Raw genomic sequence first — 26,312 nt, 5'->3', positions numbered from 1 at the left:
ACCCACTTAGCTCGGTTTGAATTGCGCCTAATATAACCGTGCTAAAGTTAGGGTCAAGTATTGTGCATCAATAAAAGTACGTCTAGTGCAAGTACTCCGTGGGCTCATCGAAGATCAGATCTTCCATTTGCGCATAGGCTTGCTCTTTACCTGGCACATTAAAGAGCACCATTAGGATCACCCACTTTAAATCATCTAGACTGATCTCAGCCTTTTCAAGGGCCATTAATCGGTCGATGACCATTTCACGTGTTGTGCTATCAATCACACCAACTTGCTCAACAAACATTAAAAAGCCACGGCTTTCAACATCCAGAAGTTGGCACTCTTCTTCGGTATAAATACGAATGGCTTTATCGGCCGTCGCATTTAAGTAAGGAATTTCATCGCTATGTTGTAAATCTGCTAATTGCTCCAGCCAATCCAAGGCTTTGTAAATCTCATCTTGATTAAAACCAGCACGTAATAGCTCGTCAGTTAATTCGTTTTGTTCAACAAAAATATCCGATTCAGAATGGATATAGTTCTCAAATAAGTACATTAAAATATCAAACATGATTAACCCCTCGCTAATTTTATGTAGCCTTCCGCAGTGCGGGCGACTTTATCTTCGAGTTCGAGATCCAGTAGTCGTGCTAATACTTTCTCTACTGGCCATTGAGTCCTATGGGTTATGACGTCGACACTGGCCGCTTCAAAACCAAGACTCTTTAATACAGGGCAATTCTCCTTACTGTCTTCTATTGGGGCATTTTCTACCCTTTCTATATTATATAGACCGTTATTTGGCAAAAAGCTCACATCTTCTAAAATATCAGCCACGCTTTCTACTAACTTTGCCCCTTGTTTTATCAGGTGATGACACCCTGCTGCCAGCGGATTTCTGATAGAACCCGGTATCGCAAACACCTCTCTATTTTGCTCGAGCGCATACTTTGCTGTGACTAAAGAGCCGCTTTTTATCTCGGCTTCAACAATTAAAGTGCCTAGCGACAACCCCGAAATAATCCTGTTTCGCCTTGGAAAATGGTGTTGATTTGCCACCGTACCCGGTAAAAACTCACTGATAACCAGCCCTTGCTCAGCCAGTTGCTGATATAAATAGTTATGCCGCTTTGGATAGACCACATCGACACCTGTGCCTAACACAGCAATGGAATTACCGTTTCCAGCGAGCGCCCCTTTATGCGCCGCCCCATCTATGCCCATAGCCATACCTGAGGTGACCGTTATACCTGAACGCGTTAACTGATAGGCAAATTCAGAGGCACATTCCAACCCAGGCGTTGTAGCGTTACGGCTTCCCACAATGGCAATTTGCGGCTCATTGAGTAACTCAATTTTACCTTTGCAGAAAAGTATTAAAGGCGCATGACAGGTTTGCTTAAGTAATTTTGGATAAGCTTTATGCTCGGCATGAATAATTTGAATATTTTGTTGTTCACAAAACTTCTGGAGCTGCTCTATACGCCTTAAATCGGGATGGGCTATTTGCTCTGCGATGGTGGGCTTAATGCCGAGCGCTATGAGTTCATCAGGGGGTAAGTCAAATAACTTAACAAGATCTATTTTGCTTTCTATGGCTGAGAGCGTTGCACTGCCCAGCCCTTTTGTTAAATACAGTATCAATCCTTGTAACTGCGAAAGTGTTGCCATACTCCCTCCTTAGAGTATCTTGTCATTTATAAGCTTTCGCTTAATTGGCGCTAATGGTATCTCCCACTCTGATTGGCTGTTGAGAGCGAGTCACCATCGCATAGCTAATGTTGTCGTAAACTTTAAATACCATCAGCTCACCGACTTTTTCTTTTGGCATCGTCCACACAACACTGTCTTCGTCGTTTTCAGTACCAAACATTTCTCTAAAGCCAGTGATAAACTTTTCTAGCTTGTTGGCGTCTTCAACGTAGCGCGGGCCATATTTGCCTTCAATAACTGTAGGTGACTGTTTGTTAATATCAAGAATATGACCTTCTTTAAGGTTGTCGTCACGGCCACGATTCAATACCACAATGGCAGTAGAACCAAATTCACGCATTTGGTTATCGCTTGAAATAATTGAGCCATCGATGGCTTCGGTAGGACGCGTCATATTAAATTGCGCCGAAAAGCTTTGCCCGACATTAATCGGCATCAGTACATCATTGGTTTTGATTTCTTGGCGAACCGTTTCTATCTCAACTTTTGCTGGATGACCCGCTTCAATATCACCACCGAATATTACTCGAGCTGTGCCCACTAAACGCGACTCATACGCTAAGGTATCACCATTTTCAGGATCTATGTAGGCCTCACCACGGCGATAAATGCCATAGTTTGCAGATGGATTCAGATTACCCTTTACATACAACAACTGACCTTGGGTGTTACGCAGTACGTTGCGGTTTGACCCCAATACAGTCGGCTTGCCATCTAGGTCATCAGCACCAATGGCTTGGTCGAAGCGCAAAAACGGCTCTATCATGGCTAGAGGTAGTGTCGGAATAGCGGTATTTTTTTGCACCACAACACGTGTTCGAGGAGAAAGCTTCTTCACCCCTTTCTTTAACACTAAACGCGGGTTACCTTGGGCATCATATTGCAGCGCCAAAACATCACCGGGATAGATTAAATCAGGGTCGTCAATTTGCGGGTTCCATTGCCACAATTCAGGCCAACGCCAAGGCGTGTTTAGATACATGGTCGAAATGTCCCACAAGGTGTCGCCTTTTTTCACCACATATTGTTGTGGCGCATCGGCTTTCAACTTTAAAACATCAGCCATGGCCGAAAATTGAGCGCCAACAGAGAGCATTAACGCAGCAATGGAATATTTCATCAAAGCTTCCTTGAGTTATTTTTCGATATTATCAACCAAAACCTGTAAAAGGGAAACGTGAATGGCTAAAATGAAAGCATACACGAATGCATATATAGCTCAATAGTAAAAGGTAACCATGGCTAAGTTAGAAGTATTAAGATTCCCAGATGAGCGTTTACGCACAGTTGCAGAGCCTGTGGCTGAAGTAAACGACGAGATCCGTCAAATCGTTAAAGATATGCTTGAAACCATGTACGACGAAAATGGCATTGGTTTAGCTGCTACTCAAGTTGATATTCACAAGCGTATTGTGGTGATCGACGTATCAGAAGAAGGCAATGAGCCACTGGTATTAATCAACCCAGAGATCATCGCGAAAGACGGCTCTACTATCAGTGAAGAAGGCTGCTTATCTGTGCCTCAGTCATACGCAAAAGTTGACCGCGCAGAGCAAGTCACAGTCAAAGCACTCAATGAGAACGGTGAAGAGTATACCTATGAAGCAGATGGCCTACTGGCGATTTGTACTCAGCACGAACTTGATCACCTAATGGGTAAATTATTTATTGATTACCTATCGCCGCTTAAGCGCCAGCGTATTCGCAAGAAGCTTGAAAAAGAAGCTCGCTTAGCGGCTCGTTCTTAATTTAACCTGACAACATTGGAATATTCTGTGACTCAACCATTACGTATTGTTTTCGCTGGTACGCCTGATTTTGCTGCGCGCCACCTTCAAGCACTTATCGATTCAGAGCACCAAGTTGTTGGTGTGTATAGCCAACCAGACCGCCCTGCGGGTCGCGGTAAAAAACTCAAAGCCAGTGAGGTTAAAACCTTAGCGCTTGAGCATGATTTACCCGTTTACCAGCCTGAATCATTTAAAAGTGAAGAAGCACAGCAAGAATTAGCCAGCCTAAACGCCGATGTAATGGTTGTTGTTGCTTATGGCCTATTGTTACCTAAAGTGGTGTTAGACACACCTCGCCTTGGCTGCGTTAACGTGCATGGCTCTATTTTGCCGCGTTGGCGTGGTGCCGCACCAATTCAGCGTGCACTGTGGGCGGGTGATGCCGAAACTGGTGTAACCATTATGCAGATGGATGAAGGTCTAGATACAGGCGATATGCTGCATATTGCGACTTGCCCAATTACCGCAGAAGATACTAGCGCAAGCCTTTATACCAAGCTTGCCGAGCTTGGGCCACCTGCGCTCATTGAAACGCTAAACAGCATGGCTGCAGGCACTGCAGTTGCAGAGCCTCAAGATGATAACCTTGCTAACTATGCCAAGAAGCTCAGTAAAGAAGAAGCTGATATTGACTGGCAAATGGATGCTGCACAACTAGAGCGTAACATCCGTGCATTTAATCCTTGGCCAGTGTGTTTTACTCAAATGCAAGAAAACACCGTGAAAATTTGGCAAGCTGATGTTGTTAAACAAAGTGGCGAAGCAGGTACCGTATTACATGCCGACAAACAAGGTATCGTGATCGCTTGCGGTGAAAATGCGCTACGTATCACGCAACTACAGCCGCAAGGTAAAAAACCTATGTCTGCACAGGACTTCTTAAACGGTCGTGCTGAGTGGGTTGCCGCTGGTAATAAGGTGGGTCAATAATGACCAATGTGCGCGCCCTTGCGGCGCAAACCCTATTTCAGGTTGTCGATAAAGGCCAATCGCTGAATACTCAGCTTCCGCTTGCTGCAAAAAACTTATCGCCAAAAGACAAAGCGCTATTACAACAAATTTGTTATGGCGTTTTACGCTACTTACCAAGTTTAGAAAATTACTGCCAGCAACTGCTAGAAAAGCCGCTTAAAGGTAAAAACCGTGTTTTCCAATTTTTACTTTATGTAGGTATTTATCAGTTACAGCATATGCGTGTGCCTGAGCATGCTGCTGTTGCCGAAACAGTAAATGCATTGATGCAAATGCGCGCCGGTGGTCTTAAAGGTTTGGTCAATGCAGTACTGCGTAACTTCCAACGCCAGCAAGATACCTTAGAAGAAAGCAGCCAAGGTAATGATGTTTTAACATTTAACCACCCGGGCTGGTTTATTAAAGCCGTTAAAGAAGCTTACCCTGAGCAATGGCAAGACATTCTTGAACAAAACCAATTACAAGCCCCTATGTGGCTGCGTGTTAATCAGCACATGGGCAGCACAGAAGAATACTTAGAGGCACTTGATGAAGCGGGTATTCGCGCCGAGTACTACCCTGAATATCAAGACGCCATCATCTTAGATAAAGCCTGTGATGTGGCCAAGTTACCCGGCTTTAAACAAGGAGCGAGTTCGGTGCAAGATGCTGCAGCCCAGCTCGCCGCTCGTTTACTTGAACCACAAGATAACGAACGTATTTTAGATGCGTGTGCAGCGCCTGGCGGTAAAACCTGTCATATTCTAGAGCTTGCCAAGGCAAAAGTTGACGCTTTAGATGCTGACAGTGATCGCTTACTTCGCGTTGAGCAAAACCTTGATCGTATAGGCCTTGAAGCAAACTGCATTCACGCCGATGCGAGTCAGCCTGATATCTGGTGGGACGGTCAGCAATACGATCGCATCTTACTCGATGTGCCCTGTTCAGCCACGGGTGTAATTCGTCGTCACCCTGATATCAAATGGCTTCGTAGAAAAACTGACATAGATGATCTTGCCGAGCTGCAAGGTCAGATCCTGAAAAACATTTGGCCACTGTTAAAGTCTGGTGGTACGTTACTGTATGCAACTTGCTCAGTACTCCCAAAAGAAAACAAACAGCAAGTCGCAGAGTTTTTAGCTGACAATAGCGACGCCATTCACCAGCCTCTTCATGAGAGCGACACACCTGAAGCACCCGGCTTACAGTTGTTACCTGGTTTAACCGATGGCTTTTATTACGCAAAAATAATTAAAAAGTAATTAATCACACTATGAAGATCATCATTTTAGGCGCCGGTCAGGTTGGCGGCACCCTAGCAGAAAACCTTGTGGGTGAACAAAACGAAATCACCGTGGTTGATATCGACGGCGATCGTTTACGAGAGCTTCAAGATAAATATGACTTGCAAGGGGTTGCGGGTCACAGCGCACACCCAGATGTACTTCGCCAAGCGGGTGCCGAAGATGCCGATATGATCATCGCGGTGACCAGTTCGGATGAAGTCAACATGGTTGCTTGTCAGGTCGCCTACAGTATCTTCAATACACCAACAAAGATTGCTCGGATCCGCTCTGAGCAATATTTGAAGTATCGTGAGAAGCTATTCCATAACGACGACTTACCCGTAGACCACTATATTGCGCCAGAGCAGTTGGTGACCAAATATATTCGTCGCTTGATTGATTACCCCGGCGCATTACAAGTACTGCAGTTTGGTGATGGCATGCTGTCACTGGTTGCTGTAAAAGCGTATTACGGTGGTCTGCTTGTGGGCTATGCGCTGTCAGCACTGAAAGAGCATATTCCAAACGTTGATACTCGCGTTGCGGCGATTTACCGACAAGGTAAAGCCATTAAGCCTCTGGGTACCACGGTTATTGAAGCTGATGATGAAATCTTCTTCCTTGCCGCAACCAAGCACATTCGCGCGGTAATGAATGAGCTGCAAAAGCTGGAGCAATCTTATAAAAAAATCATGATTGCCGGTGGGGGTAATATCGGTGCGGGCCTTGCTCGCTCACTTGAGAAAAACCACAGTGTGAAACTGATCGAACGTAATCAAGCGCGCGCCACTGAGCTTTCAGAAATGCTCGACAATACCGTCGTGTTCTGTGGTGACGCTTCAGATCAAGAGCTGCTTTCTGAAGAGCATATTGAACAAGTTGACGTGTTCATCGCGGTTACCAATGATGATGAAGCCAATATTATGGCTGCCATGTTGGCAAAACGTATGGGCGCACAGAAAACCATGGTGCTGATCCAGCGTGGTGCTTATGTTGACTTGGTCCAAGGTGGTGAGATTGATATTGCTATCTCACCTCAACAGGCAACCATATCTGCGCTACTCACCCATGTTCGTCGTGGTGATATCGTCAACGTATATTCATTACGCAAAGGGGCCGCTGAAGCCATAGAAGCGGTTGCGCATGGTGATGAAAACACCTCAAAAGTAGTGGGCCGTGCTATCAGCGATATTAAGCTACCTGTTGGTACTACCATTGGTGCCATTGTGCGTAATGATGAAGTGCTGATTGCCCATGATGACACTGTGATTATGTCTGGCGACCATGTCATCATGTTTTTAATCGATAAAAAGCAAATTGGTGTAGTCGAAAAGCTATTCCAAGTAAGTGCGCTATTCGTTTAGATTCAGCCTATGACGTTATTCTTTTTGATCGGCTTGTAACACTGACAGGTCGATCAAATACTCTTTCATTATGGCTTCCATAAAAGTCTGATCGTTCTTCAATTTTATTCCCAGCATGACTAAACCTTCTTTTTGTTTCACTCGGCAAATCTCACCATTGAGTTTAAATTGCTGGTTTTGTTTACCCTCAAGTAAAATTTCACAGTCTTGCTCTTTTAAATCTGTATTAGGACAGACGTCATCACTGTGCAAATCAAACTGAAGACCCGACAAAGAAATATCCTTTATCACGCCAACCTCAGAGTGGTCACTGGTATTAAACACTGCAGGGATTAAAGTTGGAATACGAACTTGTTCACGGAGCTGATAGCTTTGTACGACACGGGGAAGAAATAAAAAGATAAGCTTAGTTGGGTGTGTTGTAACAGCTTTAATCATACTTTTGAAAGCTATGATTTGCCCATCGCCTTGCTCGAGTACAGCCCGCACCACCACGTATGTACCCTCTTTGACATAATCAAGTGCAGCACCTAAACGCTGTGCAGATGGACAATTCAGAATGATATATTGCCCAGACATATAACCGACAAATTCCGTTTTTAAGCGTTTTGAGCCTGCCGGCATGATCACTTCAATATCTACCGTACTCCCTGTAGGCAGCTGAGAAATGATAGATACATCTACACTGGTTTGCGACTTTAACATCTTTGACCTTTACAACTTGCAGTCAGTACAAGTGTCCCTTTTATTTTTGTTATTCCTGTTTATATCGGCCGTCTACCGAAGACTTTAATCTGCTGACCTAAATTTTTCGTTAAGCCTTAAGACTAGCTTAACCACGCCAAAATGTCGGCGTAAATAGCACCAGTAGTGTGAATATTTCTAAACGACCAAATACCATGGCCAACGTTAAGATCCATTTAGCTGAATCGGTAATGTCGCCATAATGCGCAGCCACATCGCCTAGCCCAGGACCTAAGTTATTTAAACACGCTGCGGTCGCTGAAAACGCGGTGATGTTGTCCATACCCGTGCCTAACAAAGCAATCATGATGATCACAAACACCAAGGCATAAGCTGAGAAAAAGCCCCATACCGCCTCAACGACTTTATCAGGCAGTGCTTTGCGGCCTAGTTTAATAGAGTAAATAGCACGAGGGTGAACCAAGCGATTTAGCTCACGCACACCTTGAAGATACAGCAAGAACACACGTACTACCTTCATGCCACCACCAGTCGAGCCCGCACACCCACCAATAAAACTAGAGAAGATAAGTAAGATAGGTAAAAACAGAGGCCAAGCCGAGAAATTATCTGTCGCAAACCCAGCAGTTGTACTGATAGAAACTGCTTGGAACAAAGCCTGATCTAGGGTTTCATCTCCATCGGCATACACTTGATTTGACGATAAAACAGCAAAGCAAATGACGACCAAAGCAAGCTGTATAAATAAGAATACTTTAAATTCTGGATCGCGTAAGTACACTCGCACATTTCGACTCGATACCGCCGCATAATGCAGTGAGAAGTTCACTGCGGCGATAATCAAGAACACCACACAAATGAGGTTAATCAAAGGGCTGTCAAAGTAACCCATAGATGCGTCATACGTCGAGAAACCGCCAATCGCAATCGTCGAGAAGGCATGACATAACGCATCGAAAAAGTTCATGCCCGCCAACCAATATGCCAAAGTACAGGCTAACGTTAACGCCACATAAATATACCAAAGGTGCTTAGCCGTATCGGCGATCCGCGGTGTCATTTTCGAGTCTTTCACTGGCCCCGGCGTTTCTGCACGATATAACTGCATGCCACCGACACCTAGCATTGGCAAGACCGCAACCGCTAGTACGATGATACCCATGCCTCCTAACCACTGCAGTTGCTGACGGTAAAACAATACCGACTTAGGCAAGGTTTCAATACCCGTTAAAACGGTTGCACCGGTGGTGGTTAAGCCTGAAAACGCTTCAAATACAGAATCTGCTAAGGAGAGGTTGGGTGTTTGTAAGAAAATAAGCGGTAAGGATGCGAACGACCCTAGTACCAGCCAAAATAACACTACTATCAAGAAGCCTTCTCGGGCTTTCAAATCTCCTTTTTGATGGCGGTTAGGATAATACGCCAACATACCCATGATGATACTGAACACAAATGCCAGTACGAATGGTACACCCCCACCATCTTTATAAATCAGCGAAACCAGTGCAGGCGGCACCATGGTGATACTAAATAAGGCCACCAGCTGGCCAAGAATTTTTATTATGGTACGAAATTGCATGCTGCGTTACGCTTCAAAAATAAGAATGACAGAGTGTTATTACTTGATTGTCTTACTCTTTACAGACTAACTCAACCACTCCATGGGTTAAATCAAAAATTTCTTGCTGTGCTTGTTCAACTTGTCGACTATCAATGCTGATTTGCCAATTCACCGCTGAGTCATAGCTTTTATCAAGCTTCAGAATAGTGAAATGGGTATTTAAATACTGCTCAATAACTCCCTGCAACGCATAATCCGATCGCCCTATCAGCTCAGTTGCAGGCACTTTCAATGTTGTTTTTAGTACCTCAAGGGCATTGTTTAGCGTGCCGCCATAAGCGCGCACTAAACCGCCCGTGCCCAGCTTAATGCCGCCAAAGTAACGGGTTGTTACTGCGGTTATTTCACCAAGCCCAGAGCCGATAAGCACATTCAACATAGGTTTACCTGCAGTGCCATTGGGTTCGCCATCATCCGAGAAACCATAAACATGACTGCCCCCTGGCGCCCCTGCTACATGTGCCCAACAGTTATGTCTGGCATCTGGGTAGTCATCGTTGATCTTCTGAATAAAGGCTTTCGCAGACTCAATGGTTGGCGTATGCGCAATATGCACTAAAAAAGTGCTTTTCTTAATTTCTTCGTGATGACTGATGGATTCGCTCGGAATATAGAATTCTGACATAAAGTTGGGATACCAGTATTTATACCAATCCTCAATAATACTTAATCATTTTGAGGGACTAAAGCTGCCGCTAACCGCGTTAAAAATTTCTCATTTAGAACAACTAAATAGCAAAATTTTCACCTTGCCTACATGGAAGTAGGTACCTCAGCGATAGCAGGACGCGTGAGCGGCGTTATCGACAAACTTTCCTTGCCTCAAAATAGATCTCTTAATTAAGAGGATTGGTATTAGATTCTTTAATAAAAAACGGGAAGCAACTGCTTCCCGTTAGTGTAACGAATTTCGTTTCAATGCGTCGACTTAATTAGTCTAAGTCTAAATCACGCGTCATATTCTCTAGACGATCTTCATGCACAATGATGTTGTCTTCGATGCGAATACCACCATATGGCTTGAATGCGTCAACTTTTTCCCAATTAATGTATTGGTTGTTATCCGTCTTCGCTAAATCACCGAGTAGTGAATCGATGAAGTATAATCCCGGCTCAATAGTGAACACTTGGTTTGCTTCAATCTTGCGTGTGCAACGTAAGAATGGATGACCTTCAGGTGGCGCTTGGTGCATACCCACTTCATCTGCCATGAAACCACCCATGTCATGCACTTGCAGACCTAAATGGTGACCTAAACCATGTGGGAAGAATGTTGACGTAATGCCTTTAGCCACAATGTCATCAGCTGCAAGGTTTACGATCTTAAAGTCAGCCAAGGTTTGCGCAATACGCTTATGACACTCTATATGTAAATCGCCATATAGTTTGCCCGGCTGTAAACCTTTACCCAGTGCAATTTGGTGATCGTTCAGAACTTTAATTAGCTCAGCAAATTCACCCTTTCTTTCAAAATCATAAGTACGGGTAATATCAGACGCGTAACCGTTAAAGTTTGCGCCTGCATCAATTAAGAAAGATAAATGTTTCGCAGGTGCTTTGCGGTCAAAGTGTGTGTAGTGCAAAATTGCACAGTTTTCATTAAGCGCCACAATGTTGCCGTATGGCGTGTCATTTTCCATATGCTGCGTAGCGTTTAGGTAAGCTTGTTGAATCGCAAACTCTGAGCCACCCGCATAAAACGTATCACGTGCCGCTTTATGACCTAACACAGCTAGACGGTTTGCTTCACGTAGACAAGTTAATTCATATTGCGTTTTGTAAGCACGGTGGAAGTGCAAGTAGTTCATTACCGGCTCAGGGTTTACATTGGTAAAACCCAATGCCTGTGCCACTTCTAAGTACTCACCAATGTAAGCAAACTTTTCTTTATCGTATGGTAGGTATTTCTCTACCTGATCGGGCTGTAATAATAACTGGATATCAAAATATTCAGCCCAGAAGTCACTCGGCTCATCAGGCACTTTATGCCAAAAATCGACCGGACGATAAAAAATGAGTTTAGGCTTATCTTCGCCGTTTACCACAATCCAACAATGAGGATTATCGATCACAGGCAACCAAGCTTTAAACTGAGGGTTCACCTTAAACGGATAATACATGTCATCTAAAAACTGGCGCTTTGCTTGTCCAGAGTGGATCACTAAGCCATCTAAGCCTTCTCGCTCAATAATGGTTTTGGTGCGCTGCTGCAATGTTGCAATATGCTCAGCGTATAAATGTGCTAATTGTTCCATGGTGTACCCATTTCGTTTGGTTTTTCATTTTGCCAGTCTAGCATAAGGCCAGAAATGCAATCCAGCCAACACGCTGGATTGCCTGCTTCGCTTACTTTTCTATTTTCATATCCAAGATTGGGGCCAATATATTGCCCTCTCGGCCCAACTTAGTGTGATAAACCTGACGATATGCCATCACGTTTTTCACATAGTTTCGGGTTTCTTTAAATGGAATTAGCTCTATCCATAACTCAGCTGGCATACCTTGCTCAGGTAACCAACGCTTAATTCGATGATGCCCAGCATTATAAGAAGCCGTTGCTAAAATCTCATTGCCGCCATTCTTCTTCTTTAGATACTCTAAATAATCGGTCCCTAAACGAATATTAGTGGCTGGCTTATAAAGCTGACGTTTAGAGACTTTTTGCTTGCTAACGTATCGAGCCGTACTCGGCAATAATTGCATTAAGCCATGTGCATTAGCATGAGACACCGCATCTGGCGCAAACGAACTTTCTCTACGAGAGATAGCTATACTCCATGCTAGGTCCACATGATTACGTTTGCTATAACGCGTGAATAACTCCTCAAAGGCCATCGGAAATCGTAGGTCGACATAATTCCACGCTTTAATCTCTGCTAAAGTACGGATAGCACTGTCATACCACTCAAGGTCTGCAGCGAGTACCGATGCAGCCAGCTTCTCGGCATTACTTGAAGTGTTGGTCAGATAATTCCACTCTCTGCGTGCAGAAGTAAAACGATCAAGCTCATAAAGGGCTTTCGCTCTCAAAAAGCCAGGCGCCTGAGACACCTTATCAATAATAGGTTGAGGTACATCGAGGGTTTGATTATTCAACGACACCGGCATATTCAAACGTGCCGCGGCTAAAAAGCCATAATAATCGCGCTTTACCGCCAAAGGCTGCCATAACTGCTGTGCTTTTTCAGGCTCACCACGCTGATTATAACTATAAGCAAGCCAGTATTGCTGGCCATTACTTAAGTTCTTCATCCCCGTAAATAAAGCCACGATCCCCGCCCAATCTTGCTCTTTGAGCATGTTGGCCATCATCCACTGGCGCAGTTTAGTATCTTGTAGCTCTTCTGGTACTTTGTTTAGCCAAAAGCGTGCATCATTATGCCCTTTTGATGCCAAAGCCAATGCAAAGCGATACGCCACTGCATCTTTTTGCGCTTGGCTGAATGTAAACATACCTTGCAACTTATCCCATGCTCTCAGCGCCAGCTTTTGATCTCGCCAAATAAGGCGCTTCACACCATAAACCGCGATTTCAGCTTCTTTAATAGAGCGCTTCTTATAACGGTATAGACCCGCAGAGGCACTTGGGTCACGCCTGACTGCTTTATATAAATCAGCTAAATATGCTTCTTTTTTAGGGAGCAACGTTTTTAAATAAGGCAACAGTGCAACTTGCCCACCCTGCGCCGCTTTAGTGATACGCTGCCACACCAAAGCTTGTGTCATACGCCCGTCTTTTCGCCATACTCTAAATAACTTATCGCACGCTTTAGGCTGAGACTTACCGACCGTCCAAAGTGCATCAACTTGATCAAGCAGTTGTGCTTTCGGTGCGCCTAAATCAATCTGATATTGTAAATACCGGCATTGTAACTCAGCATTGCTGGTGGGCTGGTAATACTCAACAAAGAGCGCTTTTTTTCCACGACGCTGCAAATACTCGAGCCAGCTCTTGCGCACAGGCCATTCTAACGGCGTGTTATCGTAGACACTTAAATAATGGCTGATGTCTTGCTGATATTTGAGGCGAGGGTAACGTTTATAAAACGCCAGTTCAGCATACGGTTTGAGCGGGTGATCTAAGTCGTTGATCGCCGCTTTAAACGCTTTGTAGTTACCTGAACGTGCAACTTTTTCTGCATCTTTAAATGCTTGATGATCATTGCTCGCAGAAGAAAACCAGCTAAATGCGCCAAGGCTGGTAGCGGCAATGGTCATGATCCAAGATTTCATAATGACCTTTACACTTTAAATTTTAAATTAATGAATGAGATAAGTATTAATGCATTCATCTTGCCTAAGCTTGGCTATCTCTAAGATGAATAAATGTACTCAAGGGCATTGGTTCTACGCACACATAACAACATCAATAAAAAACACAAACCAAGTTTGTACATCGACCGTTATCAAGATCAAACGCCATCAGGGTAAGAATGACTTGAGCATTGTGTCACTCAACCACCTTAGCAGCTCAACTGCAAATTTTTAAGGCAGGCGTAAACCTCTGGTAAATTTTTCATTGCAATTTTAATTTAAAGGGTCCAAACTGAGTAAATTAACAACTCATCGTACCAGTGTAATAACACGGGAGAACAAGCATGTTATACAAGAGCGAGTCCTTTGTAGTTGATTTTTACAAAGGCAATATCGCTGAGTTTAAGTTCTGTATGCCAGGTTCGGTAAACAAGCTCTCTCAGCAAACCCTACAAGAATGCGGCAAAGCATTTGCCGAACTTAGCCAACGCGATGATATCGCGGCGATGGTTTTCACCAGTGATAAAGACCATTTCATCATCGGCGCCGACATTTTTGAATTCTTACCGACTTTCCAACGCCCAGAAGAAGAACTAGTTGGTTGGATCAAGTCAGCAACAGATATTTTCGATGCCATCGAAGACCTTCCGTTCCCAACTGCATCTGCTATTGATGGTCTTGCACTTGGCGGTGGGTGTGAATGGCTACTTGCAACGGATTACCGTATCGCAAGTCAAAACGCAAAAATCGGCCTACCAGAAGTTAAATTAGGGATCATGCCTGGTTTCGGCGGTACGGTGCGCTTACCACGTATTATCGGTGCTGATAATGCTATGACGTGGATCACCACAGGTAAAGAAAACCGTGCAGCAGACGCATTGAAAGTCGGAGCTGTAGACGGTGTGGTTGCAAAAGACAAATTAGTTGAAGCAGCAGTAAAAACTCTTGAGCAAGCTGTTGCAGGCAAACTTGATTGGCGTGCAAAGCGTCAGCTAAAACTTGACCCACTTAAATTAAACCGCGTCGAGCAAGGCATGAGCTTCGCAATGGCTGAAGGCCTAGTGATGGGTAAAACCAAAGGTCACTACCCTGCACCTGTGATGGCTGTAAGAACAATTAAAGCCGCTGCAAATGCAACACGCGGTGAAGCCATGGCAATTGAAAATGCCAACTTCGCAAAGCTAGCGAAAACTGCAGAAGCGGCCGCGCAAACGGGTATTTTCCTAGCTGACCAATACATTAAAGGTGTGGCCAAGAAACAAGCGAAACAATCTTCTACTGAGATCAAACAAGCGGCAGTATTGGGTGCAGGTATCATGGGTGGCGGTATCGCTTACCAATCTGCTTACAAAGGCACACCGATTGTCATGAAAGACATCAACCAAGCGGCCCTTGATCTAGGCATGAATGAAGCGGCAACCCTGCTTGGTAAAAAAGTAGAACGCGGTCACATGAAACTAGACAAAATGGTTGGCACGCTAGGTAAGATCAAGCCAACACTCAATGATGCAGACTTAGCTGGTTCTGACATTGTGGTTGAAGCAGTAGTTGAGCACCCACAAGTTAAGAAAACAGTGCTTGCAGGTCTTGAAAAGCAATTACCTGAAGGCACGATTTTAACCTCGAACACGTCAACAATCCGCATTGATGAACTGGCTGAAGCACTAGAAAAACCAGAGCACTTCTGTGGTATGCACTTCTTCAACCCAGTGCCAAAAATGCCGCTTGTTGAGATCATCCGTGGTGAAAAGACTTCAGATGAAACCGTTGCAGCCGTGGTTGATTACGCACTAAAACTTGGCAAGTCACCTATCGTGGTAAATGACTGCCCAGGTTTCTTCGTAAACCGTGTACTTTTCCCTTACTTTGCAGGTTTCAGCAAACTCGTTGTTGAAGGCGCTGACTTTACTAAAGTAGATAAAGTCATGGAAAACGTATTTGGCTGGCCTATGGGTCCGGCATACCTACTAGACGTTGTCGGTATCGATACAGCAAACCATTGTACGGGTGTGATGGCCGATGGCTTCCCTACTCGCATGGCTCGCCAAGATAAAGATCCGGTTGCGGTACTTGCTAATGCTGAGCGTTTTGGTCAAAAGAACCAAAAAGGTTTCTACCAATATGCACCAGATCGTCGCGGTCGCCTTAAGAAGAGCAAAGACGCTGACGCAGTTGCACTACTAAGCAGCATTTGCGATGCGGCAACTGAGTTTGATAAACAAACCATCATTGAGCGTTGTATGGTGCCAATGCTCAACGAAGTCCTACTATGCTTACAAGAAGGCATTGTCGCTTCTCCACAAGAAGCTGATATGGCACTTATTTATGGTATTGGTTTCCCTCCATTCAGAGGCGGTGCATTCCGTTACCTAGATCAAATTGGCCTAGCTAACTTTGTTGCTATGGCTGACAAGTACGCACATCTAGGTGAGATTTACCAAGTATCAGAACAGACGCGTCAATGGGCGACTGAAGGTAAAGTATTCTATGCCGTGGAGGGCCAATAACATGACTATGCAAAATGCAGTAATCGTTGATTGTCTTCGTACGCCAATGGGCCGCTCTAAAAACGGTGTGTTCAAACACCGTCGCGCAGAAGACTTAAGTGCACACCTAATGAAAGGTATTCTTGAGCGTAACCCACAAGTTGATCCTGCAAGCATCGACGATATTTATTGGGGTTGTGTTCAACAAACGCTTGAGCAAGGCTTTAACGTGGCGCGAAATGCGGCACTGCTTGCTGGTATTCCTCACACTGTCCCAGCGGTTACCGTTAACCGTTTATGTGGCTCATCAATGCAAGCACTGCATGATGCAGCGCGCGCAATTATGACTGGTGCTGGTGACACTTACCTTATCGGTGGTGTTGAGCACATGGGTCACGTACCTATGACACATGGTGTTGATTTCCACCCAGGCTTATCAACTTCAGTGGCACAAGCTGCTGGTTCAATGGGTTTAACCGCTGAGTACCTTGCAACGATTCATGGTATCAGCCGTGAGCAACAAGATGCATTCGCGGTACGTTCACACCAACGTGCACATGCTGCGACTGTTGAGGGTCGTTTCGCTCGTGAGATTTTACCAACTGAAGGCCATGATGATGATGGCGTGCCAGTATTAGTAGAAAACGACGAAGTCATTCGTCCAGAGACAACACTTGAAGGTTTATCGCAACTTCGCCCTGTGTTTAACCCAGCGTCAGGCACGGTAACTGCAGGTACTTCATCAGCACTGTCAGATGGCGCATCTGTGATGCTAGTAATGAGCGAAGAGAAAGCCAAAGCACTTGGCTTACCTATTCGTGCACGTGTTAAGTCAATGGCGGTTGCAGGCTGCGATCCATCAATCATGGGTTACGGTCCGGTTCCTGCGAGTAAGAAAGCTCTGAAGCAAGCAGGTATTACGATTGATGATATTGATGTAGCCGAGCTTAACGAAGCATTTGCTGCACAGTCTCTGCCTGTATTGAAAGATCTTGGTCTACTTGAAGTGGCGGACGAGAAAGTGAATCTAAATGGTGGTGCGATTGCCCTAGGTCACCCACTTGGCTGTTCGGGTTCACGTATCAGTACGTCACTAATCCACTTGATGGAAGACAAAGGTGCAAAATATGGTTTAGCCACCATGTGCATTGGTTTAGGCCAAGGCATCGCAACGGTGTTTGAGCGCGTAGAATAAGCCCAAAACAGCTCACTTGCTGAGTGAGCTGTTATAACGCTTGCGCTCATTTCTCTTGTCGAGAAATTATTCAAAACGCAAAACTCAACTTGGTGAACCAGTATTTCAGTCATGAATGCTGGTACAAAGGCAAAGTGTGAAAACGCTTTGCCTTTTTTCGTTTTAGGTGTGAAGCTCAAATTAGTCGCTTGCAATGGTTTATTTGTCATCGCGCAGTGGGTAAAATATTCGCCCTATTTTTAGCTTGTTTAAGAGAGTCACCATGCCATTTTCTAATCCCGATCATACATTAGATGCAATCGGTCTTCGTTGTCCTGAGCCTGTGATGATGGTGCGTGGTGCGGTGAGAAAAATGTCTGATGGTGAAACGTTATTAATTATCGCCGATGACCCATCAACTACCCGTGATATTCCAAGCTTCTGTGAATTTATGGACCACACATTGGTTGCCAAAGATGTGGAACAAGCGCCTTTCCGTTACTTAATAAAAAAGGGCAAATAAGCCCTTTCGTTCGTTATTTTATAAAGTGTTTCGTTCGCTTTAATTTACCCTTTACTTACCATGACCATAGGCGATGCCGAGTTTCGATAATCAAAGGTGATGGTGTACCAACCCTTTTTACTCGGTGCAAAACTAAAGTAGTTATATACCGTGTCACAGTTCGCTGGTATTGGTTTATTTAATTGCAGTGAGCCTGACGACTGATAACCACAGTTAAAGCCTTTACTCCAAGACTCATCGGCAATTTTAAATTCATACACTTTGCCCGGCGTCATAAACTTTGCGCGTACCGTGTAAATACCCGGTTGTTGTGCGCCCAGTTTATAGTGAGGCTCTGCATCCCATAAGGTGAAGTCACCACGCAGATACATGTCTCTATCGAGGGGTTTTACATTCGACTGAATAGTTTCTTGGCCTGGAACATATACCTGACTCGAACACGCAGAAAGCAATAAAGCCATTAACGCTGCGGATAGTTTTTTCATACTTTTAATTTCCTCTCAGCCATTTTGCTCAGCTTTGTTCTGAGCTGTTCTAACTCATACCTATTAGAATCTATAGCGCTATAAAAGTGCGAAGTATTTTGTAAAAGAGTTTGTAACCCTCTAACACTAAATGACAAAAAGCCAACCGCTGAGGTTGGCTTTTGACACGTTCTCAATCAAACAGATTAATTCTGAAGGACCGAGATATCCGCTGTATTTAAGAACAAGCGACTTAACTGACTTAGCAGCGCTAAACGGTTATTCTTCACCGCTTCATCATCAGCCATTACCATTACATTATCGAAGAAGTTATCTACCGCTTCACGTAGGCTTGCCAGTTGCGTTAATGCACCTTGATAATCACCAGCAGCGTAAACTGGAGCAAGCGCTTCGGTTAACTCAGCAACTTGTGCTGCTAGCACTTTCTCAGCGTCTTCGGCTAATAAAGCGTTGTCTACTGCTGCATCGCTAGTCACATTGTTCTTAGCAAGAATATTGTTTACACGCTTATTCGCTGCAGCCAAGCTTTCAGCTTCTGCCAATGTACGGAAGTGACTTACCGCTTTAACACGACGGTCAAAATCAGCTGGTGAAGATGGACGACGCGCTAATACTGCTTGGATCACATCAACACTGATACCTTCATCTTGATACCAAGCACGGAAACGACCTAGCATAAATTCAAATACGTCTTCAGCCACATTGTCATTGCTTAGCTTGTCAGCAAATAACTCCTGAGACTTAGCAACAATATCATGGATATCTAACTTAAGCTCTTTCTCAACCATGATACGAAGTGCACCGATGGCTGCGCGACGAAGTGCAAACGGGTCTTTGTCACCTTTTGGTGCTTGACCAATCCCAAAGATACCCACTAGCGTGTCGAACTTATCTGCCAATGCAACAGCATAGCTGATAGGGTTTGATGGTAAGTTATCACCAGCAAAACGCGGCATATATTGCTCGTTTTGTGCTAGCGCAACTTCTTCCGCCTCGCCGTCAATACGTGCGTAATGCATACCCATTACACCTTGTACGTCAGTGAACTCCATCACCATTTCAGTCATTAGGTCTGTTTTACTTAATAGACCTGCACGCTCGGCTAGTGCCTTGTCTGCGCCAACTTGCTCAGCGATATAACCCGCTAATGCCGCAATGCGCTCTGATTTGTCTTTTAAAGTACCAAGCTGCTTTTGGAACAATACGCTACCTAAAGACTCTAGGCGACTTTCAAGAGTTTTCTTTTTATCTGTTTCAAAGAAGAATTGTGCATCAGCTAGACGAGGACGAACAACCTTTTCGTTACCTGAGATAACCACACTTGGATCTTTACTTTCGATGTTAGACACGAATAGGAACTTATTAATTAAGTTGCCTGCTTTGTCTAATAGCGGGAAGTACTTCTGATCGTCTTTCATAGTGTAGATAAGCGCTTCATCAGGTACAGCTAAGAACTCTTCTTCGAATGACGCTGTTAACGTAACTGGCCACTCAACGAGTGAAGTCACTTCTTCAAGTAGGTCTTCATCCATTGCCACAACCGCGTCAACTGCCGCAGCAGCTTCTTCGATCTGCGCACGAATTTGTGCTTTACGCGCTTCGTAGTCTGCAACAACATAAGCTGACTTAAGCGTTTCGAACACCTCATCAGCGTGGCTTACAGTGACACGTGCGGGGTGGTGGAAACGGTGACCTTGCAGTTCATTACTGATCGCTTTACCCAGCACTTCACCTTGTACTTGTGTGCCGCCAAGAAGTGCAGCCACAGTATGCACAGGACGAATAAACTGTGTCTTATTTGCGCCCCAACGCATAGGCTTTGGAATAGGCAATTTAGCCAGCGCTTTATTAATTGCATCAGCAAGTAGCTCTGTAGCCGCTTGACCTTTTACTGTCGCACGGTGAAGTAACCAAGCGCCCTTTTCTGTTTCTAGCGTCTCAGCTTCGCTCACTTCGATACCACAACCACGCGCCCAACCCATGGCCGCTTTAGTTGGATTACCGTCAGCATCAAAAGCAGCCTTAGTCGCAGGACCACGTTTTTCTACAACTTTATCTTGCTGCTGTGTCGCAAGCGCTGAAACCTGTAAACCTAAACGGCGTGGTGATGCATACCAGTTGATGCTTTCGAAAGATAACTCTAATGCTTTCAACTCTTCAGTTAGGTTGTCTGCAAAAGCCGTCGCTAGTTTGCGCAGTGATTTTGGTGGTAACTCTTCAGTACCAATTTCTACTAATAAATTTTCAGTTGTCATGATCAGTCCTTACAAAGCGGGAAACCAAGCGCTTCACGCGCTTCATAATATGCCTGTGCACAAGCTTTAGATAATGCGCGTACACGAAGGATATAACGTTGACGCTCTGTTACTGAGATAGCATGACGGGCATCTAATAAATTAAAGGCATGAGATGCTTTCATTACCTGCTCGTATGCTGGCAGTGGTAAACCTGCTTCAATCAGTTTTTCACTTTCTTTCTCACACTGATCAAACTGTGCAAATAAAGCATCAACATCAGCGTGCTCAAAGTTATAAGTCGACTGCTCAACTTCGTTCTGATGGAATACATCACCATAAGTGACTTTACCCATTGGACCATCAGTCCATACTAAGTCATAAATACTGTCTACACCTTGTATATACATAGCAAGACGCTCTAGACCGTAAGTAATTTCGCCAGTTACCGGTGCGCATTCTAAGCCGCCCACCTGTTGGAAGTAGGTGAACTGAGTCACCTCCATACCATTTAACCACACTTCCCAACCAAGACCCCAAGCACCTAGTGTTGGTGATTCCCAGTTGTCTTCTACGAAACGAACTTCATGCGTTAACGTATCGATGCCCATCGCAGCTAGAGAGCCTAAGTACAACTCTTGAATATTATCTGGAGATGGCTTTAACACAACTTGGAATTGGTAGTAATGTTGAAGACGGTTTGGGTTCTCACCGTAGCGGCCATCTGTAGGGCGACGACACGGTTGCACATAAGCACTCGACATTGGCTCTGGGCCAATTGATTTTAAGAATGTCAGTGGGTGGAATGTACCCGCGCCTACTTCCATATCAAGTGGCTGAGCGATCACACAGCCTTGCTGTGCCCAGTAATCCTGTAGTGCCAGGATCAAGCCTTGAAAGGTTTTTAAATCGTATTTTTGCATAGTTGGCTTAATTTAATTTGGCTCATTGCGCATAGTGGAGCTCACAGAGTGGCTATTAGCGCAGGGGTTTGTGATTGAAAATTATGCTCAGTATACCGCGTGCTGTGCAGGGTTTTAAGCATCAAACATAAAAAAAGGCGGGAAAACCCGCCTTTTTAAATATTATTTTAGAACTCGATTAAACGTCTAAGTTCACAACACGTAATGCATTGCTTTCGATGAACTCACGACGAGGTTCAACTTGATCACCCATGAGTGTCGCAAACAATTGGTCAGCTGCAATGGCATCTTCAATAGTTACCTGAAGCATGCGACGTGCGCCTGGATCCATCGTTGTTTCCCAAAGCTGGTCTGGGTTCATTTCACCTAATCCTTTATAGCGTTGTGTATACAAGCCACGCTTAGATTCACTCACCAACCAATCAAGCCCTGATACAAAGTCAGTAACAGGGTGCGTCTTCTCACCACGTTGTACGTAACCGCTCTCTTCCATCAAGTTCGCCATTTGCTTACCTGTGTTTGCGATACGTACATAATCTTTAGACGTAATGAAGTTGTAGTCTAGTGTATAAGCTTTATCAACACCGTGCTGACGGATCTTAACCACTGGGTAGTACATATGACGCTCTTCGTCGTATGCAACTTCAGCATTAAAGATAGTTGCATCTTCATCTTTTTCTACAAGGTCAGCCACTAAACATTCAGTCCAGCTAGTTACTTTGTCTTTATCAGATAAATCAGCTTCTGTGATCTCAGGTTGATAGATTAGACGATTCGTTACTGATGCTGGGTATTTACGATTTAATCGCTCTAACACTTCTACCGTTTTCTGATAATCATAAACGATATTTGCTAGCGCATTGCCTTCAATTGCAGCAGCACCTTCAGCTGGATACAGCGCAGCACCATTTAATGCTAACTCTAATAAGTAACCAGTAAGCGCATTTTCATCTTTAATGTACTGCTCTTGCTTACCTTTCTTCACTTTATAAAGTGGCGGCTGAGCAATATACACATAACCACGTTCAATGATTTCTGGCATCTGACGGTAGAAGAAGGTCAATAATAACGTACGAATGTGCGAACCATCGACGTCAGCATCGGTCATGATGATGATGCGGTGATAACGCAGCTTTTCTGGGTTGTATTCGTCACGGCCAATACCGCAACCAAGTGCAGTAATAAGCGTTGCAACTTCTTGAGAAGATAGCATCTTATCAAAGCGTGCTTTCTCAACGTTCAGAATTTTACCTTTCAGCGGCAGGATTGCTTGGTTCTTACGGTTACGACCTTGCTTCGCAGAACCACCCGCCGAGTCACCCTCCACTATATATAGTTCAGAAAGTGCTGGGTCTTTTTCTTGGCAATCAGCCAGCTTACCAGGTAAGCCCGCTAAATCCATTGCACCTTTACGGCGAGTCATTTCACGTGCTTTACGTGCCGCTTCACGCGCACGAGCAGCATCAATAATCTTATTTACTACCGTCTTCGCATCATTTGGATTTTCTAGTAGATACTCGTTAAGTTTTTCAGCCATTGCTTGCTCAACAGCTGACTTAACTTCACTTGATACAAGTTTATCTTTGGTCTGCGAAGAGAATTTTGGATCTGGAACTTTAACACTTACAACAGCGGTTAAACCTTCACGCGCATCATCACCTGTCGCGTTACTTGCTGTTTTCGCTTTCTTGTTAAAGCCTTCCTTTTCCATATAGTTGTTCAGCGTACGAGTCAGTGCTGCTCGGAAACCCGCTAAGTGAGTACCACCGTCACGCTGAGGAATATTGTTCGTGAAACAGTAGATGTTTTCTTGGAAACCATCATTCCACTGCATTGATACTTCAACACTAATGCCATCTTCACGCTCAGAAGTGAAATTGAATACATTCTGATGTACAGGTGTTTTCTTACGGTTTAGATATTCAACGAAAGCTTGAATACCACCTTCATATTTGAAGTGGTCTTGCTTATTCTCTTCACGCTCATCAGTCAGGATAATACTTACACCAGAGTTAAGGAATGAAAGTTCACGAAGACGTTTTGCAAGAATATCGTAGTGGAAATTTGTATCAGAAAAAGTTTCAGCACTTGGCCAGAAGCGTAACTCAGTACCCGTAGTTTCAGATTCGCCAATCTCCGCTAACGGTGCATCTGGTACACCCATCGTATATTTTTGCTGGTGAAGTTTTCCTTCACGGCGGATTGTAAGTTGTAACTTTTCAGATAGCGCGTTTACTACTGAAACACCTACACCGTGAAGACCACCTGATACTTTATATGAGTTATCGTCGAATTTACCACCGGCATGAAGAACCGTCATGATAACTTCGGCAGCAGATACACCTTCTTCAGGGTGAATAGAGGTAGGAATACCACGTCCATTATCTCGAACTGATACAGAGCCGTCAGTATGAATAGTTACGAAGATATCATCACAATAGCCAGCTAATGCTTCATCGATAGAGTTATCTACTACTTCGAATACCATATGATGAAGACCAGTGCCATCATCTGTATCCCCTATATACATTCCCGGACGCTTTCTTACCGCATCCAATCCTTTCAGTACTTTAATACTGGACGAATCGTAATTTTCAGACATGGGTTTCTTCCAATTTTATGTTGTTAAACTGCCATGTTTCACGTGGAACATTTTCTTTTCTCTTTGTAGTGGTTCCACAACAGCAGAAATACTTTCAGCAGTAATAGCCGTAATAAATAGCTGTGACTGACATAATTTTAATAATTCAGCCACGCTTTTCATCGTTTCTTCCCCTAGCTCTGAGGGCAAGTCATCGATAAGCAAAATTGACTGCTTTTTAGTTTCGGTCTCAATTAAGCTGTTTTGCGTAATCTTTAACGCATACAACAACAGCTTTAACTGACCCCGAGAAAAAATATTTTCTATACTATGACCATTTATATAAAAGCTAAAATCAGCTTTATGCGGTCCTTTACTTGTATAGCCAAGCTTAACGTCACGCTCAAAGTTCGCTTTTAGCGTGCTAGCTAAGTCTTCTTTCCAACCAGCATCATAACGTAATTCTAGGCCAGAAAATATAGGTATTTGACCCACTATTTTATCAAAAAAATACGCATTAAACCTCTCTATATAGGCTTTTCTTGAGATATTTATTTGATCAGCCACCTTAACGAATTCAACGTCCCAGAATTTGATTTGCTCGGCGTAATTATGTGGACGGGATTTAAGGAGTGCATTGCGTTGCTTCAGAATTTTATTGAACTGACGCCAGGCATTAAAAAAAGATTGTTCCACGTGGAACACACCTAAATCTAAAAACTTTCTACGCTCTTTAGGGCCACCAAAAAACAACTCGTAGCTTTCAGGTGTAATAACTTGCACTGGTAAAAGTTGCGCCAACTCCGAGATTTTTCTACTCGCTTGACCTTGTATTTTAAGCTGTGTTTCACCCTGCTTATTTTTACTAATACCTACAGGTATAGACAAGTTAAGGTGTTGTTTTTTAGCATGAACAATACAAGCGTCTTGTTCGTAGTGAATAAGGAGTTTCTGCTTGTTAGTACGAAAAGATTTACCGTGAGAAAGAAAATAGATGGCTTCGAGAAGACTGGTTTTTCCACTGCCATTCGCACCATAGATGATATTAATGTCTGCGCTTGGCTGAAAAGATAAAGCCTCAATATTTCGAAAGTGATTGAGGCTAATATGATTCAAGCTCATAAACTATAGACGCATTGGCATCACAACATACATTGCATCATCTTGGCTTACGCCCTCAATTAATGCACTTGAGTTTGAGTCAGATAAAGTGAACTGAACATCTTCAGTTTTTAGAGTATTAAGTACGTCTAAAACATAAGAAACGTTAAAGCCAATTTCTAAGTCATCGCCTTGATAACCCACTTCAACCACTTCTTCTGCTTGTTCTTGTTCAGGGTTGTTTGCTGTGATCTTCAATAAGCCACTTGATAAATTAAGGCGAACACCACGGAACTTCTCATTCGATAAAATAGAAACACGTTGGAATGCACTACGTAACCACTCGCGATTTGCAGTTACTAATTTATCGCCACCTCGTGGTAGAACACGACGATAATCAGGAAAACGACCATCAACTAATTTACTGGTGAAAGTAAATTCACCATCAATTAGGCGCACATGGTTCGCACCAAACTGAATTGTGATTAGTTCATCGTCAGCAGGTAGAAGGCGCATAATTTCTTGCACACCCTTTCTTGGAATAATTAACTGACGCTGCGTATTTAAAGATTCAGATAATGGCTGAGCCGCAATTGCTAAACGGTGACCATCAGTGGCAACTGTTTTAATTTCACTGTTATCCACTTCAAATGACATACCATTTAAATAATAACGCACATCTTGGTTCGCCATTGAGAAATGCGTGCTTTCTAGTAGACGTCTTAACTCTAAACGGGTCGTCTTAAATTCAACTTCACCATCCCACTGTTCGAGGTTTGGAAAGTCTTCAGCAGCTAACGTCGTTAATGAAAAGCGACTTTTTCCACTGGTTAGAAGTACTTGATGTTCTTGCATCGAAAAAGTGAGTTCAGAACCATCAGGTAAGCTTTTACAAATATCGAGTAGTTTCTTAGCCGGCAAAGTCAGTTTGGCGTCTTCTGCTGGATTTTCAAGGTGCGAACTTGCAACCAGTTCAATCTCTAAATCAGTCCCCGTCATCGCCAACATACCGTCTTTGATTTCTAACAATACATTAGAAAGAATAGGTAGCGTGTGTTTGCGCTCAATGGCACCAGAAACCTGCATTAACGGCTTTAAAAATTGCTCTCTTGAAATTGTAATTTGCATAATAAATT

The 26,312-nt window shown here is 43.9% G+C and carries 21 protein-coding genes; 7 read left to right on the top strand and 14 right to left on the bottom strand.

Going from position 1 to position 26,312, the window contains the following annotated elements; translation table 11 throughout:
- Positions 1-82 precede the first annotated feature (82 nt).
- From ACXAC4_RS17440 to ACXAC4_RS17430, 3 genes are read right to left on the bottom strand one after another with little or no spacing between them, the layout of a single operon-like run.
- The gene (locus tag ACXAC4_RS17440) at positions 83-556 is read right to left on the bottom strand and encodes a DUF494 family protein (protein WP_058028302.1); all 474 of its coding nucleotides are present in this window, start codon (positions 554-556) and stop codon (positions 83-85) included.
- A 2-nt stretch (positions 557-558) separates the two neighbouring features.
- Positions 559-1,656 carry a DNA-processing protein DprA gene (dprA, locus tag ACXAC4_RS17435; RefSeq protein ID WP_475163860.1) on the bottom strand — a complete coding sequence of 366 codons (1,098 nt, stop codon included), beginning with the start codon at positions 1,654-1,656 and terminating at the stop codon, positions 559-561.
- A 40-nt stretch (positions 1,657-1,696) separates the two neighbouring features.
- Positions 1,697-2,818, bottom strand: coding sequence for a LysM peptidoglycan-binding domain-containing protein (locus ACXAC4_RS17430; RefSeq protein WP_475163858.1), 1,122 nt, complete (start codon positions 2,816-2,818; stop codon positions 1,697-1,699).
- Positions 2,819-2,936: 118 nt separating this feature from the next.
- Between ACXAC4_RS17430 and def the strand changes: the two genes are divergently transcribed.
- From def to trkA, 4 genes are read left to right on the top strand one after another with little or no spacing between them, the layout of a single operon-like run.
- Positions 2,937-3,446, top strand: a complete 510-nt coding sequence (def, locus tag ACXAC4_RS17425; protein WP_138483195.1) for a peptide deformylase — start codon at positions 2,937-2,939, stop codon at positions 3,444-3,446.
- A gap of 27 nt (positions 3,447-3,473) precedes the next feature.
- Positions 3,474-4,418, top strand: coding sequence for a methionyl-tRNA formyltransferase (fmt, locus tag ACXAC4_RS17420; RefSeq protein WP_475163853.1), 945 nt, complete (start codon positions 3,474-3,476; stop codon positions 4,416-4,418).
- On the top strand, positions 4,418-5,701 hold the full coding sequence (gene rsmB, locus ACXAC4_RS17415; RefSeq protein WP_475163850.1) for a 16S rRNA (cytosine(967)-C(5))-methyltransferase RsmB: 1,284 nt from the start codon (positions 4,418-4,420) through the stop codon (positions 5,699-5,701). Before fmt ends, rsmB begins: the two co-directional genes overlap by 1 nt.
- 11 nt (positions 5,702-5,712) lie before the next feature.
- Positions 5,713-7,089, top strand: coding sequence for a Trk system potassium transporter TrkA (gene trkA, locus ACXAC4_RS17410; RefSeq protein WP_058028293.1), 1,377 nt, complete (start codon positions 5,713-5,715; stop codon positions 7,087-7,089).
- Between the two features lie 15 nt (positions 7,090-7,104).
- On the opposite strand, the gene ACXAC4_RS17405 is transcribed toward trkA, so the two are convergent.
- The 5 genes from ACXAC4_RS17405 to ACXAC4_RS17385 form a co-directional block, all read right to left on the bottom strand.
- Positions 7,105-7,794, bottom strand: a complete 690-nt coding sequence (locus ACXAC4_RS17405) for a flagellar brake domain-containing protein (protein ID WP_421965516.1) — start codon at positions 7,792-7,794, stop codon at positions 7,105-7,107.
- A 127-nt stretch (positions 7,795-7,921) separates the two neighbouring features.
- Complete coding sequence (locus ACXAC4_RS17400; protein WP_058028291.1) at positions 7,922-9,373, bottom strand: TrkH family potassium uptake protein; 1,452 nt, start codon at positions 9,371-9,373, stop codon at positions 7,922-7,924.
- 52 nt (positions 9,374-9,425) lie between these two features.
- Positions 9,426-10,040: a YigZ family protein gene (locus ACXAC4_RS17395; RefSeq protein WP_475163843.1), complete on the bottom strand. Its 615-nt coding sequence runs from the start codon at positions 10,038-10,040 to the stop codon at positions 9,426-9,428.
- Positions 10,041-10,347: 307 nt separating this feature from the next.
- The gene (gene pepQ, locus ACXAC4_RS17390) at positions 10,348-11,670 is read right to left on the bottom strand and encodes a Xaa-Pro dipeptidase (protein ID WP_475163841.1); all 1,323 of its coding nucleotides are present in this window, start codon (positions 11,668-11,670) and stop codon (positions 10,348-10,350) included.
- A gap of 91 nt (positions 11,671-11,761) precedes the next feature.
- Positions 11,762-13,648, bottom strand: coding sequence for a transglycosylase SLT domain-containing protein (locus ACXAC4_RS17385; RefSeq protein WP_475163838.1), 1,887 nt, complete (start codon positions 13,646-13,648; stop codon positions 11,762-11,764).
- 365 nt (positions 13,649-14,013) lie between these two features.
- On the opposite strand from ACXAC4_RS17385, the gene fadB reads away from it, so the two are divergent.
- The 3 genes from fadB to tusA all read left to right on the top strand — a co-directional run bounded on the left by fadB (position 14,014) and on the right by tusA (position 17,852).
- A complete protein-coding gene (fadB, locus tag ACXAC4_RS17380; RefSeq protein ID WP_475163836.1) occupies positions 14,014-16,176 on the top strand; it encodes a fatty acid oxidation complex subunit alpha FadB in 2,163 nt (720 codons plus the stop codon).
- A gap of 7 nt (positions 16,177-16,183) precedes the next feature.
- The gene (fadA, locus tag ACXAC4_RS17375) at positions 16,184-17,350 is read left to right on the top strand and encodes an acetyl-CoA C-acyltransferase FadA (RefSeq protein ID WP_058031497.1); all 1,167 of its coding nucleotides are present in this window, start codon (positions 16,184-16,186) and stop codon (positions 17,348-17,350) included.
- A 262-nt stretch (positions 17,351-17,612) separates the two neighbouring features.
- Positions 17,613-17,852: a sulfurtransferase TusA gene (gene tusA / locus ACXAC4_RS17370; protein WP_475163833.1), complete on the top strand. Its 240-nt coding sequence runs from the start codon at positions 17,613-17,615 to the stop codon at positions 17,850-17,852.
- Between the two features lie 44 nt (positions 17,853-17,896).
- On the opposite strand, the gene ACXAC4_RS17365 is transcribed toward tusA, so the two are convergent.
- The 6 genes from ACXAC4_RS17365 to dnaN form a co-directional block, all read right to left on the bottom strand.
- Positions 17,897-18,337, bottom strand: coding sequence for an early set domain-containing protein (locus ACXAC4_RS17365; protein WP_475163829.1), 441 nt, complete (start codon positions 18,335-18,337; stop codon positions 17,897-17,899).
- A 185-nt stretch (positions 18,338-18,522) separates the two neighbouring features.
- Positions 18,523-20,592 carry a glycine--tRNA ligase subunit beta gene (glyS, locus tag ACXAC4_RS17360; protein ID WP_475163826.1) on the bottom strand — a complete coding sequence of 690 codons (2,070 nt, stop codon included), beginning with the start codon at positions 20,590-20,592 and terminating at the stop codon, positions 18,523-18,525.
- A 2-nt stretch (positions 20,593-20,594) separates the two neighbouring features.
- Positions 20,595-21,494, bottom strand: coding sequence for a glycine--tRNA ligase subunit alpha (gene glyQ, locus ACXAC4_RS17355; protein ID WP_058028283.1), 900 nt, complete (start codon positions 21,492-21,494; stop codon positions 20,595-20,597).
- Between the two features lie 178 nt (positions 21,495-21,672).
- Complete coding sequence (gene gyrB, locus ACXAC4_RS17350) at positions 21,673-24,096, bottom strand: DNA topoisomerase (ATP-hydrolyzing) subunit B (protein WP_475163823.1); 2,424 nt, start codon at positions 24,094-24,096, stop codon at positions 21,673-21,675.
- A gap of 15 nt (positions 24,097-24,111) precedes the next feature.
- Positions 24,112-25,197 (bottom strand): DNA replication/repair protein RecF, encoded by a 1,086-nt coding sequence (gene recF / locus ACXAC4_RS17345; RefSeq protein ID WP_475163820.1) that lies wholly within the window; start codon positions 25,195-25,197, stop codon positions 24,112-24,114.
- A gap of 3 nt (positions 25,198-25,200) precedes the next feature.
- Positions 25,201-26,304, bottom strand: coding sequence for a DNA polymerase III subunit beta (gene dnaN, locus ACXAC4_RS17340; RefSeq protein WP_475163818.1), 1,104 nt, complete (start codon positions 26,302-26,304; stop codon positions 25,201-25,203).
- Between the last annotated feature and the right edge of the window lie 8 nt (positions 26,305-26,312).

Source organism: Pseudoalteromonas sp. AWM4_233 (genome assembly GCF_056158285.1).
The sequence above is the reverse complement of the archived record's forward strand: the minus strand, read 5'-3'. Positions and strand labels throughout refer to the sequence as shown.